The 15108-nt window shown below is 64.4% G+C and carries 13 protein-coding genes; 9 read left to right on the top strand and 4 right to left on the bottom strand.

The window, feature by feature from the left end; all coding sequences use genetic code 11:
• Window positions 1-23 precede the first annotated feature (23 nt).
• Entirely contained in the window at window positions 24-206 is a 183-nt protein-coding gene (locus ACLI1C_RS06145; protein ID WP_411395984.1) for a hypothetical protein, read from the bottom strand.
• Window positions 207-324: 118 nt separating this feature from the next.
• On the opposite strand from ACLI1C_RS06145, the gene ACLI1C_RS06150 reads away from it, so the two are divergent.
• A complete protein-coding gene (locus tag ACLI1C_RS06150; RefSeq protein WP_411395985.1) occupies window positions 325-1215 on the top strand; it encodes a LysR substrate-binding domain-containing protein in 891 nt (296 codons plus the stop codon).
• Between the two features lie 20 nt (window positions 1216-1235).
• On the opposite strand, the gene ACLI1C_RS06155 is transcribed toward ACLI1C_RS06150, so the two are convergent.
• Window positions 1236-2114 carry a LysR family transcriptional regulator gene (locus ACLI1C_RS06155; protein WP_411395986.1) on the bottom strand — a complete coding sequence of 293 codons (879 nt, stop codon included), beginning with the start codon at window positions 2112-2114 and terminating at the stop codon, window positions 1236-1238.
• 94 nt (window positions 2115-2208) lie between these two features.
• Here ACLI1C_RS06155 and ACLI1C_RS06160 point away from each other — a divergent pair, with 94 nt between their 5' ends.
• On the top strand, window positions 2209-3705 hold the full coding sequence (locus ACLI1C_RS06160; protein WP_411395987.1) for a CoA-acylating methylmalonate-semialdehyde dehydrogenase: 1497 nt from the start codon (window positions 2209-2211) through the stop codon (window positions 3703-3705).
• A 182-nt stretch (window positions 3706-3887) separates the two neighbouring features.
• On the opposite strand, the gene rhaI is transcribed toward ACLI1C_RS06160, so the two are convergent.
• Both rhaI and ACLI1C_RS06170 read right to left on the bottom strand, forming a co-directional pair.
• Window positions 3888-5177: an L-rhamnose catabolism isomerase gene (rhaI, locus tag ACLI1C_RS06165; protein ID WP_411395988.1), complete on the bottom strand. Its 1290-nt coding sequence runs from the start codon at window positions 5175-5177 to the stop codon at window positions 3888-3890.
• Window positions 5178-5341: 164 nt separating this feature from the next.
• Window positions 5342-7441 (bottom strand): bifunctional rhamnulose-1-phosphate aldolase/short-chain dehydrogenase, encoded by a 2100-nt coding sequence (locus ACLI1C_RS06170; protein WP_411395989.1) that lies wholly within the window; start codon window positions 7439-7441, stop codon window positions 5342-5344.
• Window positions 7442-7621: 180 nt separating this feature from the next.
• Here ACLI1C_RS06170 and ACLI1C_RS06175 point away from each other — a divergent pair, with 180 nt between their 5' ends.
• The 7 genes from ACLI1C_RS06175 (at window position 7622) to ACLI1C_RS06205 (ending at window position 15084) form a co-directional block, all read left to right on the top strand.
• A complete protein-coding gene (locus tag ACLI1C_RS06175) occupies window positions 7622-8428 on the top strand; it encodes a DeoR/GlpR family DNA-binding transcription regulator (RefSeq protein WP_411395990.1) in 807 nt (268 codons plus the stop codon).
• 44 nt (window positions 8429-8472) lie between these two features.
• The gene (gene rhaS / locus ACLI1C_RS06180; RefSeq protein WP_411395991.1) at window positions 8473-9459 is read left to right on the top strand and encodes a rhamnose ABC transporter substrate-binding protein; all 987 of its coding nucleotides are present in this window, start codon (window positions 8473-8475) and stop codon (window positions 9457-9459) included.
• A gap of 211 nt (window positions 9460-9670) precedes the next feature.
• The gene (locus ACLI1C_RS06185) at window positions 9671-11176 is read left to right on the top strand and encodes a sugar ABC transporter ATP-binding protein (protein ID WP_411395992.1); all 1506 of its coding nucleotides are present in this window, start codon (window positions 9671-9673) and stop codon (window positions 11174-11176) included.
• Entirely contained in the window at window positions 11173-12150 is a 978-nt protein-coding gene (locus ACLI1C_RS06190; RefSeq protein ID WP_411395993.1) for an ABC transporter permease, read from the top strand. The genes ACLI1C_RS06185 and ACLI1C_RS06190 overlap by 4 nt, the downstream gene beginning before the upstream one ends.
• Window positions 12147-13142 (top strand): ABC transporter permease, encoded by a 996-nt coding sequence (locus ACLI1C_RS06195; protein WP_411395994.1) that lies wholly within the window; start codon window positions 12147-12149, stop codon window positions 13140-13142. Before ACLI1C_RS06190 ends, ACLI1C_RS06195 begins: the two co-directional genes overlap by 4 nt.
• A complete protein-coding gene (gene rhaM, locus ACLI1C_RS06200) occupies window positions 13139-13471 on the top strand; it encodes an L-rhamnose mutarotase (protein ID WP_411395995.1) in 333 nt (110 codons plus the stop codon). The genes ACLI1C_RS06195 and rhaM overlap by 4 nt, the downstream gene beginning before the upstream one ends.
• Window positions 13472-13524: 53 nt before the next feature.
• Complete coding sequence (locus ACLI1C_RS06205) at window positions 13525-15084, top strand: aromatic amino acid lyase (protein WP_411395996.1); 1560 nt, start codon at window positions 13525-13527, stop codon at window positions 15082-15084.
• Window positions 15085-15108 lie beyond the last annotated feature (24 nt).

Genomic DNA, 15108 nt, shown 5'->3' on the forward strand with positions numbered 1-15108 from the left:
CAGGCAAGATAGCTCGCTAGAGCTCATCTGCGGCGGTGGCCCCCAACATTGTCCTCGGTTGCCCCGATATCGCGCAGCAGATGCGGTGAGGCATGGATCAGGTCGATGGTTGCCTGCCTGCGGCGGCGTGCGGCGCCGAACAGGCGGGGCAAGCGCAGACCAGGCAGGTGAATGGCATTGGCGATAGGCTTGGCGATGGCGATCATGGCTATGACCATCCTTATGCGGATGGCTCCTGTTCGGTTGTCCATGATCTCAGAATCGCTGGCAATGGGCCGGATTTCCAACTAAAGCTCGATGCCAGTGCATAAGGAGATTTTATCCATGAGCACCCTTCCGCCACTGACGGCCATGCGCGCCTTCGATGCCGTGGCGCGGCACCTGAGCTTTACGCGCGCTGCCGAGGAACTGGGGATGACCCAGGCCGCGGTCAGCTATCAGATCAAGATTCTGGAGGAGCGGGTGGGGGCGCCACTCTTCCTGCGCAAGCCGCGGCAGATCGCCCTGAGCGAGACCGGTGCCCGGCTCGCGCCCGACGTGGCGCAGGCCTTCGACATCCTCCGCAATGCCTTTGCCGACTCACGGGGCCTGGTCGACGGCATGCTCAGCGTCACCTCGGTGCCGACCTTTGCCAGCCATTGGCTGGCGGCCAATATCGGGCTGTTCCAGCTCGCCAATCCAGAGATCGCAGTGCGGGTCGAAAGCTCGCCGCATCTGGTGGACTTCGGCACCGAGGAATTTGACCTCGGCATTCGGGCGACAAGCAAGTTGCAGGCCGGGATGGTGTGGCACCTGCTGGTCAAGGCAGAATTCGCGCCGATGCTGAGCCCGAGACTGGTCGAAGAATACCAGGTACTCGTGCCCGCAGACCTTCTGCGCGTGCCCCAGATCACGCCCGACGATCCCTGGTTCTGCGCCTGGCTGGAGCTGGCGGGCGTCAGCATGCCACCAACCGCGGACCGCCCCTTCAGCCGCCTGGGCTCGCAAAACCTGGAGGCCACCGCCGCCATTGCCGGCCGGGGCCTGGCGATGGTGACGCCGGCCTTCTATGCCGAAGATGTCGCCAGCGGCCGGCTGGTGCAGCCGTTCGACCTGAAGGGCTGGGATGGGCACGGCTACTATCTCACCTATCCCGAAGCGCGCCGGAATTCCCCCAAGATCAAGGCGTTTCGCGATTGGATCATCCCCGCGACAGCGGGATTGCGCGGGGAATAGACTCCGGCGGGAGTGTCGGCCTACCCAAACATCGCCCGGTCCCGTGCCACGATCTCGCTCAGGAATTCCGCCACCAGCGCCACGCGGCGGATGCTGCGCAGGTCTTCATGCACCACGGTCCAGTAGCTGCGGCTGAGATTGTGTTCCGGCAGGACCTGCACGAGGCGATCATCTCCCTGCGCCATGAAGGCGTGCAGGATGCCGATGCCGGCCCCGGCGCGCACCGCCTCGGTCTGGCCCATGGCCGATGAGATCGCCAGGCTCGAGCGCCAGCCCTTGAGGAACTCTGCCGTATAGTCGAGCGAAGCGGCATAGAGCAGGTCCTCCACATAGCCGACAAGACGATGGTCGGCGAGCGCGGCCAGATCGGATGGCGCGCCATGCTGGTCAAGATAGCTTCGGGCGGCGTAGAGCCCGAGCCGGTAGTCGGTCAGCTTGCGGGCAACCAGCCGCCCCTCGCGCGGCCGCTCCAGGGTGACGGCAATATCGGCCTCGCGGCGCGACAGGGAGAAGGCGCGGGGCACCGGCACCAGCTCGATGCGCAATCCCCTGTGGCGCTCGGTCAGTTGGCCCAGGCGCGGCGCGAGGAAGGCGACGCCAAAGCCATCGGGCGCGCCGACGCGCACGGTCCCCTCGAGCAGGCTGTCGCCGCCCGTCGCCTCGCTCGCGGCGAGCATGGCGCTCTCCATCCGCTCGGCGTGAACCAGAAAGCGCTCGCCCTCGCCCGACAGTTCGGAGCCGTTGGTCTTGCGGACGAAGAGCTTGCTGCCCAGCGCTTGCTCCAGGGCACTGAGGCGGCGTGCGACCGTGGCATGGTTGAGCCCCAGCGCACGTGCGGCCCCCAGGATCTGGCCGTTGCGGGCGACGGCGAGGAAGATGCGAACGTCGTCCCAATTCATCGGGCTATAAATCCTGCACAACAGATGCGGAAACTATCGCATTGAGATGCGGAAAATATAGCGCCAAGAGTGTTCCCCAACAAGGGAGACCCTCATGCGCACCATCGGCCATTTCATCGACGGCGTCGAAACCACCGGCAACAGCGCCGAATTCCAGGACGTGTTCAACCCCGCGACCGGCGAAGTCCAGGCCCGCGTCGCCCTGGCGACCGAGGCCGACCTGAACGCTGCCGTGGCCTCCGCTGCCGCGGCCCAGCCCAAATGGGCGGCGACCAACCCGCAGCGCCGGGCCCGCGTCTTCTTCAACTTCGTGGCGCTGATCAATCGCGACATGCAGGAGCTGGCCGAGCTGCTGAGCGCCGAGCATGGCAAGACCGTTGAGGACTCCAAGGGCGATATCCTGCGCGGCCTCGAAGTCGCCGAATTCGTCGCCGGGGCGCCGCACCTGCTCAAGGGCGAGTTCACCGATGGGGCAGGGCCGGGCATCGACATGTATTCCATGCGCCAGGCGGTGGGCATCGGCGCTGGCATCACCCCGTTCAACTTCCCGGCCATGATCCCGCTCTGGATGCTGTCGCCGGCCATCGCTGCCGGCAATGCCTTCATCCTCAAGCCATCCGAGCGTGATCCCTCCGTGCCGGTCAAGCTGGCGCAGCTCGCCATCGAGGCGGGCCTGCCCAAGGGCATTCTCAATGTCGTCCATGGTGGCAAGTCGGTGGTCGACGGCATCCTGCACCACGCCGAGATCGGTGCGGTGAGCTTTGTCGGCTCCACCCCGATCGCCCGCTACGTCTATGCAACGGCTGCTTCCGAGGGCAAGCGCGTGCAGGCCTTTGGCGGCGCCAAGAACCACATGATCATCATGCCCGACGCCGACATGGACAAGGCCGCCGACGCGCTGATGGGCGCCGGCTTCGGCTCGGCCGGCGAGCGCTGCATGGCGGTATCGGTGGCCGTGCCGGTGGGCGACGACACGGCGGACCGCATCATCGCGGCCCTCAAGCCGCGCATCGATGCCCTCAAGGTGGGCCCTGCGACTGACAAGGCCAGCGAAATGGGCCCGGTTATCACGAAGGCCTCCAAGGACCGCATCGCGGCTCTGGTCGAATCCGGCATCGCCCAAGGCGCGACGCTGGCCGTCGATGGCCGCGGCTTCTCGCTGCAGGGCTACGAGAATGGCTACTTCGTCGGCCCGACCCTGTTCGACAATGTCACCGCCGAGATGGACATCTACAAGGAAGAGATCTTCGGTCCGGTGCTGAGCGTCGTGCGCTCCCGGACCTATGAGGATGCGCTCCAACTCACCATGGACAATCCCTATGGCAATGGCACGGCCATCTTCACCCGCGACGGCGATGCAGCCCGCGACTTCGCCGCCCGGGTCAATGTCGGCATGGTGGGCATCAACGTGCCGGTCCCGGTGCCGCTGGCCTATCACAGCTTCGGCGGCTGGAAGGCGAGTGCCTTTGGCGATCTGAACCAGCACGGCACCGATGCGATCAAGTTCTGGACCAAGACCAAGACGGTGACCGCCCGCTGGCCGAGCGGCATCAAGGACGGGGCGGAATTCCAGATGCCGACGATGAAGTGAGCGCTGGCCGCCACCTCTCCCTTGGGGGGAGAGGTCGGCGCGTAGCGCCGGGTGAGGGGGCCTTTACGGGGAACGGTGTTTGGGGAAGGCCCCCTCACCCGACCCAAGAGGTGAGGAAGAAAACAATAAAGGCCCGGTGATTGCTCACCGGGCCTTTTCGCTCTGGGAGGAGCGTTGAAAACCTAGACGATACCGCCCGAGCCGCCCTCGACGGCGGGGCGGATGTCGGCGACCTTGGCGCGATAGCCGGCGGCGCGGTAGGTGGCGAGCACGTCGATGGCGCCGCCCTGTTCCAGCCGGGCCATGGCCAGGATCGGCTCGACATCGGTGCGATAGGCGAGGCGCAGTGCCTGGGTGGCGGCGAGGGCGTCATTGCCCTCCTGCGCCGCCTTGAGACCCGCCCGATCAACCAGCAGGGCCTGCGCATAGGCGCGCTGCACGTCCGAGGCCGACAGCATCAGCGACTCGATCGGGTCGGTCACATTGTGGCTCTGGTCCAGCATATGGGCGGGCCGGAAATCGCTGTCGCGCGTCTCGATATCCACCAGCTCGTTGAACACCAGGAACAGGCGATAGGGGTCGATGGCGCCGGCATCGAGATCGTCGTCGCCATACTTGCTGTCATTGAAGTGGAAGCCGCCGAGCTTGCCGAACTGGGCCAGCCGACTGACGATCATCTCGATATTGACGTTGGGCGCATGGTGGCCGAGATCGACCAGGCACATGGCCTTCTCGCCCAGCTCCCTGGCGATGATGTAATTGGTGCCCCAATCCTGCACCACCGTCGAATAGAAGGCCGGCTCATACATCTTGTGTTCGGTATAGACGCGCCAGTCATCGGGCAGGGCGGCATAGACTGCCTTCATCGAGTCCAGGTAATGCTCGAACTGGCGGGCGAAATTGACCTGGCCGGGGAAGTTCGAGCCGTCGCCGATCCACACCGTCAGGGCCCTGGAACCCAGCGTCTTGCCGATCTCGATACATTCCAGATTATGCTCGATCGCCTGCTGGCGCGTCGCCGCATCGGCGTGGCTGAGCGAGCCGAACTTGTAGCTCTGCAACTGCCCCTTGGCGTCCGAGAACGTGTTGGAATTCATCGCATCGAAGCCGAGATTGAAGCGGCTGGCCGCCTGCTTGAGCCGGTTCGGATCGGCCTTGTCCCAGGGGATATGCAGTGACACGGTTTTGGTCGCCTGCGTCAGCTGGGCGATGACGGCGCAATCCTCGATCTTGTCGAAAATGTCGCGCGGCTCGCCCAGGCTGGGGAAACGGGCAAAGCGCGTGCCCCCGGTGCCGACACCCCAGGAGGGGACGGCCACCGAGAAATCGGCAACCTTGGCCTTGATGGCATTGATGTCGATGCCGCGCCGGTCGAGCCGTTCGCCCAGCGTGTCGTAATCGACATTGAGGTCCGCCGCGCGCCGGGCATTCTCGGCCTCGACAATGGATGGGTCGATAATGTGTTCGGTCATGTGTGGCTCCTCCTGCGCATGCTGAAGGCCCCCTCACCCGGCCCTTGCGGGCCGACCTCTCCCCCAAGGGAGAGGTGTCGCTGCGCGACGGGAGGCTCCCCCACCTCTCCCTCTGGGGGAGAGGTCACCGCGAAACGGCGGGTGAGGGGGCCTTCTTTTCTTGATTACCGCGTGAACGACTGGGCATTGCCCGCGTCGACATTGATGATGTTGCCGGTGGACTTGGCCGAGGCCTCCGAGGCGAAGAAGTAGATGGCCTCGGCGATATCCTCTGGGAAGACCGAGCGCTTGAGCAGCGAACGCTCGCGATACATTTCCTCGAGGCCACCCTTGTCGGTCTTGTAGGTCGAGGCGCGCTGTTCGAGCCATTCGCCGGCCCAGATCTTGGAGCCACGCAGCACGGCATCCGGATTGACCACGTTGACGCGGATCTGCTCGCCGGCGCCTTCGAGGGCGAGGCAGCGGGCGAGGTGGATCTCGGCGGCCTTGGCGGTGCAATAGGCGCTGGCATTGGGAGATGCGGCCAGGCCATTCTTGGAGGCAACGAAGACGACATTGCCGCCGATCTTCTGGCTGCGGAACAGGCGGAACGCCTCGCGGCTGACCAGGAAATAGCCGGTGCTGAGGATGTCCATGTTCTTGTTCCACAGCTCGAGCGTCGTCTCCTCGATCGGCGCCGAGGAGGCCAGGCCCGCATTGGAGACCAGGATGTCGAGCCCGCCGAACTCCACCACGGCATGGGCGAAGCCGGCGATGACGGCGTCTTCCCTCGTGACGTTGACGATGACCGGGCGGACGAAATCCTTGCCGAAGGCGCCACTCAGTTCCTCGGTCGCGGCGGCCAGGGCCGTCTCGTCGATATCGGCCAGCACCACGCAGGCGCCCTCGCGAAGCAGCCGAACCGCGGTGGCCTTGCCGATGCCGCCGGCGCCGCCGGTGACCAGCGCAATCTTGCCGGCCAGCGATTTCGGCTTGGGCATGCGGGCCAGCTTAGCCTCTTCGAGCAGCCAGTATTCGATATCGAAGGCTTCCTGCTCGGGGAGGCCGACATAGGTGGAGACGGTCGAGGCGCCGCGCATCACATTGATGGCGTTGACATAGAACTCGCCGGAAATACGGGCCGTCGCCTTGTCCTTGGCGAAGGTGAACATGCCGACGCCCGGCATCAGGTAGACCACCGCATTGGGGTCGCGCACGGCGGGCGAATTGTCGTGTTTGCAGCGGTCGTAATAGGCCTGGTAGTCGACGCGATAGGCGGCGATGTCTTCCGGGATTTTCGCGACGACCGCATCGATGTCCGGATTGGCCGGATCGAACTCGATCACCAGCGGGCGGATCTTGGTGCGCAGGAAATGGTCGGGGCACGATGTGCCCAAGGCAGCGAGCGGCCGCAGGTTGTTGGAATTGACGAATTCCAGCACGGCCGGGCTGTCATCGAAATGGCCCAGCTTATGGCTCTCTTCCGAGATGAGGCCGCGGATTTTCGGCATCAGCTTGGCGGCGATGGCGCGGCGCTGCTCGGCAGGCAGGGCGTGCACCGCGGGGCCGCCGAAAATGGTCTTGCCCTCGGTCTGCTGCTCGAACCATTCGATGGCCTGGTTGATGACCGAGATCGTGGTCTCGTAGCATTCCTTGGGCGTGTCACCCCAGGTGAAGAGGCCATGGCTTTCGAGGATCAGCCCCTTGGCATTGGGGTTTTCCTCGCAGAACTTGCCCAGCCACAGGCCGAGCTCGAAGCCCGGCTTCTTCCACGGCAGCCAGCCAATGGTGTCGCCGAAGATCTGCTGGGTGAGTTCCCTGGAGTTCTTCGCCGCCGCGATGGCGATGATCGCATCGGGATGCATGTGATCGACAAACGGCCGGTTCACATAGGCATGCAGCGGGGTGTCGATCGAGGCCGCGCGCGGATTGAGGTTGAAGGTGGCATGGGGCAGGTAGCCCACCATCTCGTCCTCGAATTCAACGCCGCGATAGAGGCCCTTGAGCGCCCGCAGCTTGTCCATATAGAGCGTCGAGAACCCGTCGAGCTTGATCGAGGCATTGTCGCCGCCCGAGCCCTTGACCCAGAGCACCTCGACATCCTGACCCGTCAGCGGGTCCTTTTGCCAGATCTTGGAGGAGGTATTGCCGCCACCGTAATTGGTGACGCGCTTGTCGCTGCCGAGCAGGTTGCTCCGGTAGACGAGCCGTTCCGGCTCGCTCATCGCGGCGGCCTTGGCATCATCCCAGAGGTTCGCGAGGCGCTTGGGCGCGGTGGTGGACATGAGACTCCTCCCAGGGGTATTGGCGAAATTATTGGCCGGACATGGCCACGATCGATCAAGGCTGTCAATCAGAAACGATCATGTACGAGCATATATCGCCATCATGGCGCGATTTTGATTGTTTGATGATTGACACTGATTGAAATCGGTGTGAAGGAATGCGCCAGGGAGATAGCAGCCTTGCACGAAACCGAGCGCCAGAGAGTGATCATAGCGGCCGTCCAGACGCGGCCAGTGGCGACAGTTGCCGAGCTCTGCGAGGTCACCGGATCGTCCGAAGCCACCATTCGCCGCGATATCGCGGCCCTGCATGTGCAGGGCAAGCTGCGCCGGGTGCGCGGCGGCGCCGAGGCCTTGACCCCGCCCGAGCAGGGCGGGCTGATGGGGCGCCCCTTTTCGGTCAATGAAACGATCAACATCGCTCAAAAGCGCGCCATTGCCCGCGCCGCCGTCGAGCTGTGCAGGGATGGCGAGCCGATCATCATCAATGGCGGCACCACCACATACCAGATGGTCCACTACCTGACCGATCGCCGGCTGAGCGTCTTCACCAACAGCTTCGGCATTGCCGAATACCTGATCCACAATTCGCGCAATTCCGTCGTCATTCCCGGCGGCACCGTCTATCGCGAGCAGAATGTCATCCTCTCGCCCTTTGGCGGCGTGGTGGCATCCCACTTCTATGCCAAGCGCATGTTCATCGGCTGCCAGGGCATCGGCGCGCACGGACTGATGGAGGCCGATCCCATGGTCGTCCAGTCCGAAATGGGGCTGATCGGGCAGGCGGACGAGCTGATCGTCCTGGCTGACTCATCCAAGTTTTCGGGAAGATCGAGCCTCATCCTGTGTGGGCTCGACCGGATAACCGCTGTCATCACCGATAGCGGCATCCGCGACGAAGACCGCCAAATGCTGGAAACGGCAGGCGTGCGGCTCATCGTGGCGGAAACAAGTGCTCAAGGGGACCGTCAAGCCACGGTCGCCTGAGATCAAGGACTACAAGACCAGAACGTCCCAGGGAGGGATTACCTATGAAACTCTTGAAGATTTTGGCTGCCACCACTGCCGTTGCAGTGCTGCTCGCCGCCCCGGCCTATGCCCAGACCCGCATCGCGCTCGTGGTGAAGTCGCTCGGCAACGGCTTCTTCGACGCCGCCAACAAGGGCGCCCAGGAAGCGGCCGCAGAACTGGGTGACGTCGAAGTCATCTATACCGGCCCGACCGCTGCCACCGCCGAGGCCCAGATCGAGGTCATCAACTCGCTGATCGCCCAGCAGGTGGACGCCATCGCCATCTCCGCCAACGATCCGGACGCCCTGGTGCCAGCGCTGCAGCGCGCCATGGAACGCGGCATCAAGGTGATCAGCTGGGATAGTGGGGTTGCGCCCGAAGGCCGTCAGCTCCACCTCAACCCGTCCGATATCGACCTGATCGGCGAGACCATCATCAAGCTGGCTGCCGATTACCTGCCCGAGGGCGGCCAGGTGGCCATCCTGTCGGCTGCCTCCACCGCTACCAACCAGAATGCCTGGATCGAAGCGGCCAAGGCTGCCCTGCCCGAGAAGTTCCCCAATATCGAGCTGGTCGCCACCGTCTATGGCGACGATGACTCGGTGAAGTCGACCGACGAAGCCAAGGGCCTGATCGCGTCCTATCCCGACCTCAAGGCCATCATTGCCCCGACCACCGTCGGCGTCGTGGCTGCCGCCCAGGTCGTGACCGACCAGAACCTGATCGGCAAGGTCAACGTGACCGGCCTCGCTCTGCCGTCCGAGTTCAAGCAGTTCATCGACAATGGCGCTTCGCAGGCCGTGGCCCTGTGGAACCCGATCGACCTGGGCTATGCCGCAGTCATGCTGGCCAATGACCTGGTCGAAGGCGGCACTGCCGAGCCGGGCGCAACCCTCTCCATGGGCCGCATGGGTGAACTGACCCTCGACGACACCAATTCGGGTGCCATGGCTGCCCCCTTCACCTTCGATGCGTCCAACATCGAAGAATTCTCCAAGATCTATTGACCTTCGAGGCGTCCCGCAAATCGCTCCAGTGGAGCGATTTGAGCCGAGAAGGCCATGAGAGCTACGCTCGAATGGCCCAGACGTGAAACGTACCGTGAGGGGGCCCTTTCCAAGCACAGGAAGGCCCCCTCATTCCCAACCTCTCCCCCAAAATGGAGAGGGAGCCATATCGAGCGCGTGGCGATCCTCCTGCGACGCGAAGGAATTCCCCATGACCGACCCGATCCTCACCCTGTCCGGCATATCCAAGAACTTTCCCGGCGTGCGGGCGCTCAACGAGGTCTCGCTGGAGCTTTATGCCGGCGAGGTCACCGCGCTGATAGGCGAGAACGGGGCGGGCAAGTCGACGCTGGTCAAGACCCTCACCGGTATCTACCAGCCCGATGCCGGCGAAATCCGTATCGGTGGCGCGGTGGTGACCCTGCCAACGGCACATTCGGCTTCGGCCGTGGGCATCACGGCGATCCATCAGGAAACCGTGCTGTTCGACGAGATGACCGTCGCCGAGAATATCTATCTGGGCCACGCGCCGCGCAATCGCTTCGGGATGATCGATTGGCGCAGGATGCGGGCCGAGGCCAGGGAAACCCTGGACTCCATGGCCGCCGGGATCGATCCCGATATCAAGCTCAAGGAACTTGGCATTGCCAAGAAGCACCTGGTCGCCGTCGCCCGTGCCCTCTCCATCGATGCGCGCGTCGTCATCATGGATGAGCCGACCGCCGCGCTGAGCCAGAAGGAGATCGAGGAGCTCTATGTGCTCATCGATCTGCTCAAGCAGGATGGCAAGGCGATCCTCTTCATCAGCCACAAGTTCGACGAGATCTACCGCATCGCCGACCGCTTCACCGTGTTCCGCGACGGCGAGCAGGTGGGCAAGGGCTCTATCAAGGACACCACGCAAAGCCAGATCGTGCAGATGATGGTCGGCCGCCCGGTGGACCACATCTTCCCCGAACGCGCCGCCGTGATCGGCGAAGTGGTGCTCGAGGCCAAGGGGCTGAGCCATCCCACCGAGTTCGAGGGCATCTCCTTTTCGGTGCGAAAGGGCGAGATTTTGGGCTTTTATGGCCTGGTCGGGGCAGGGCGCTCCGAGGTGATGCAGGCGGTGTTCGGCCTGACCCGGCCGTCCGCCGGGTCGCTGGTGCTCGACGGGCAGGCCATCGCGCCGAAGTCTCCCGCCGACGCGGTCGAGGCGGGCATCGTCTATGTGCCGGAAGAGCGCGGCAAGCAGGGCGTGATCACCGGCGAGCCGATCTTCAAGAACGTCTCGCTGCCCTCGCTGAACAAGACGTCCAAGTCGGGCTTCCTGCGCATGGCCGAGGAATTTGCGCTGGCCCGCACCTATACCGAGCGGCTCGACCTGCGCGCCTCCTCGCTCAGCCAGGACGTCTCGACCCTCTCGGGCGGCAACCAGCAGAAGGTGGTGATCGCCAAATGGCTGGCGACGCTCCCCAAGGTCATCATTCTCGATGAGCCGACCAAGGGCATCGATATCGGCTCCAAGGCCGCCGTGCATGAATTCATGGGCGAACTCGTGGCGCAGGGGCTGAGCGTGATCATGGTCTCGTCCGAACTGCCCGAAGTGCTGGGCATGAGCGACCGCATCGTCGTCATGCGCGAGGGCAGGGTGATCGACACGCTCGACAACAGGGGCCTCAAGCCCGAGACACTGGTGCGGCTGGCCGCCGGCATTGCCGAGGAGCAGGCAGCATGAACCGCCTTCTCAAGCACCGCGAAATCTTCCTCGGCCTCGCCATCCTGCTGGTCTTCGTGCTGGTGACAATTCGTTTCCCGCGCTTCGCCCAGCCGGGCAACCTGCTGACCATCTTCAACGACACATCCATCCTGATGATGCTGGCGCTGGGACAGATGGCGGTCATCCTGACCCGCTCCATCGACCTGTCCATGGCCTCCAACCTAGCCCTTACCGGCATGATCGTCGCCATGACCAATGCGGCTTTCCCGGGCGTGCCGATCCCGCTTCTGATGGCCATGTGCATTGTCATCGGCGCGGGCCTCGGCGCCTTCAACGGCATCCTGGTGTGGAAGCTCAATATACCGCCCATCGTCGTGACCCTGGGCACGCTGACCATCTTCCGCGGCCTGGTCTTCGTGATTTCCGGTGGCGCCTGGGTCAACGCAGCGCAGATGAGCCCCGATTTCATCGGGCTGCAGCGCACGGTTTTTCTCGGCCTGCCGCTGCTGAGCTGGTTCGCCATCGCCACTGCGGCGCTGTTCTACGTGCTGATGACGCGCACCCCGCTCGGCCGCGCCTTCTACGCCATCGGCGTCAATCCGACGGCCTCGGTCTATACCGGCATCAATGTCGGCCGCACCAAGTTCTATGCCTTCGTCATCGCCGGCGCCGTCGCCGGATTGTGTGGCTATCTCTGGATTTCGCGCTACGTCATCGCCTCGGTGGAGGTCGCCGGCGGCTATGAGCTGACCATCATCGCCGCCTGCGTCATCGGCGGCGTCTCTATCGCCGGCGGCATCGGCACCGTACCGGGCGTGCTGCTGGGGGCCATCTTCCTCGGCGTCATCAACAATGCCCTGCCGGTCATCAACATCTCGCCCTTCTGGCAGATGGCCATCTCGGGCACGGCCATCCTGCTGGCCGTGGTCCTCAACGCCCGCGGCGAAGCCAGCAAGGGCCGCATCATTCTCAAGAAGGCGGAGGCAGCATGACCGACACCACCCTGCATCGCTCGCTCCCCGACCGCCTGGATAACCCGCTCCGCTCCGCCGTGCTGAGCTGGGAGAGCCTGCTCGTCCTCGTGGCCGTCGGCATCTTTATCCTCAATTCCTTCGCCTCGCCCTATTTCCTCAACGCCTGGAGCCTCTCCGACCTCACGTTCAACTTCACCGAAAAGGCCCTGATCGCCCTCGCCATGGCGCTGCTGATCATCTCGGGCGAGATCGATCTCTCGGTGGCCGCCATCATCGCGCTGGCCTCCACCATGATGGGCCTCGTGCTGCAATATGGTGCCGACACGCCCACCTTGGTGGCGGTCGGCATCGGGGTGGGCCTGCTGTGCGGTGCCTTCAACGGCTTCCTCGTCACCGGCCTCAAGCTGCCCTCCATCGTCGTCACCATCGGCACGATGAGCCTTTTCCGCGGCATCGCCTTCATCATCCTGGGCGACCAGAGCTTCAAGGGCTATCCGCCCAGCTTTTCCTGGTTCGGCCAGGGCTATGTCTGGTGGGTGATCTCGTTCGAACTGGTGCTCTTCCTCGTCTGCGCTCTCATCTACTGGGTGCTGCTGCACCGCACCAATTTCGGCCGCCGCGTCTTTGCCATCGGCAATAATGACGTCGCCGCGCGCTTTTCCGGCGTCCGCGTCGACCGCATCAAGTTCATCCTGTTCTGCCTTACCGGCCTGATGAGCGGCATTGCCGCTGTGCTGCTGACGGCCCGGCTGGGCTCGACCCGCCCCTCGATCGCCGAGGGCTTCGAGCTTGAGGCCATCACCATGGTCGTACTGGGCGGCGTCTCGATCCTCGGCGGCGCCGGCTCCATCCTGGGCGTAGTGCTGGCCGCGCTGATCGTGGGCCTCGTGACATTCGGCCTCGGCCTGCTCAACGTGCCCGGCATCGTCATGACCATCTTCACCGGCTCGCTGCTGATCGTGGTGATCGCGCTGCCCATCCTGTTCCGCATGTGGAGGCAGCGCGCATGATCGAGGACGGCGCCTACGAAAAACACGCCTTCAAGATGCAGCTCAATCCCGGCATGGCCGCCGAATACCGCAAGCGCCATGACGAGATCTTCCCCGAGCTGGTCGACCTGCTGCACGACGCCGGGGTGAAGGACTATTCCATCCATCTCGACGAAGAGACCAATATCCTCTTCGGCGTGCTGTGGCGCCGCAAGGACCACGCCATGGCCGACCTGCCCAGCACGGCGATCATGCAGCGCTGGTGGGCCCATATGGCCGATGTCATGGCGACCAATGACAGAAACGAGCCGATCGCCATCGACCTCGTGCCCATGTTCTGGATGAAGTAGCGCAACTGCGCCACCGCTGTTCATTGTGCCCCCGATCACATAGGCTTGCGCCTATGAATGAACGACCCGCGACCCTGCATGCGCCTTCCATCACCCTCAACGGCAAGCCGCTGAGCTTTTCCGACATTGCCCGGATCGGCACGCGCAAGGCGCGGCTGGAGGCTGATGCGGGAGCCCTCGAGCGCGTGGCGCTGGCCCGCGTCGTCATCGAGCAGGCCATTGCCAGCGGCCAGCCCGTCTATGGCTCGACCACCGGCGTCGGCGCCATGAAGGACGTGGAATGGTCGCCCGACCAGCTCGATGCCTTCAATATGGGCCTGGTGCGCGCCCATCACTTCGGCACCGGCGAGGCCTTTCCCGACGAGATCGTCCGCACCGCCATGGCCATTCGCGTCAACATGGCGCTGACCGGCCGGGTGGGCTGCACGACGGACCTGGTGGAAGCCTATCTGGCCCTGCTCTCGGCCGACGTCGTGCCTGTGGTGCGGCGCACCGGCTCCATCGGCTGCGCCGATATCGGCCTGATGGGCCAGATCGGCGCCGTGCTGACCGGGGCCGGCGAAGCCATGTTCCAGGGGCGCCGGCAATCGGCCGGCGACGCGCTGGCCGCCGCCGGGCTCAAGGCCTTCCGCCTCGCGCCACGCGACAGCCTCGCCTCGATCTCCACCAATGCCGTGGGCTATGCCGCAGCGGCCAATGCCATTCGCGATGCCGCCGGCACGGTGCGTGTCATGCTGGCAACCGGCCTCACCACCGCCGGCGCGCTGGGCGCCTCGCGCGATCCGTGGAAGGCCGTGGCCCATGTCGGCACCGAGCGTGAAGCGGGTATCGGCGCCTGGCTCTATTTCAACGCCATGGGCTGGGACTGGCCCGATGCCACCCATATCCAGGATCCGCTCTCGCTGCGCATGATGAGCCAGGTCTTTGCCACCGGCTTCGAGACGCTGGTCGCGGCCGGCAAGATCCTGCTCGCCGCCACCGGGCGCACCGACGACAATCCCGTGGTCGCGGGCGGGCAGGTGCTGACCTCGGGCGGCTCGCTCCCGCTCGATGTCACCGTATTCCTGCAGACCGCGCAGCTAGGCCTGGCCCATATCGCCCGCAATTCCTTCAATCGCTGCGTGCTGCTCGGCAATGGCCAGCGCCGCAACCTGCCGGTCAATCTGGTGCAGCCGGGCGCCATCGCCACCGGCTTCGGGCCGATCATCAAGCTGGCGGGTGAGCTGTTTGCCCGCGTGCTGTCCATGACCAACCCCATTTCCGCCAATTCCATGGTGGTGGCTGGCGGCATCGAGGACGAGGCCACCTTCCTGCCGCTGATTGTCGAGCGGTTCGAACGCCAGGTGCTGGCGCTCAGGCGCCTCGCCGCGCTCGAGGCCATGCTGGCGGCGCAGGCCATGGATATTTCGGGCGACCGGCCCGGCAATGTGCCGGGCATCATCTATGCGCTCGTGCGCCAGCATGCTGACACATACTGGCAGGACCGGCCATTATCCGCCGAAGTCGAAGCCGTCGAACTTGCTTTGGCATCCGATGCGCTGATGAACGAACTTATTTCTCACTCGACGATTATGGAATTGGACGAGTTTTTCGCCCTGGGCCCGATTGCCTAGAATTTGCGGCCTCGCCCAATTCTG

This window comes from Devosia sp. XGJD_8 (assembly GCF_046614475.1).
In the GTDB taxonomy this organism is placed as follows: domain Bacteria; phylum Pseudomonadota; class Alphaproteobacteria; order Rhizobiales; family Devosiaceae; genus Devosia.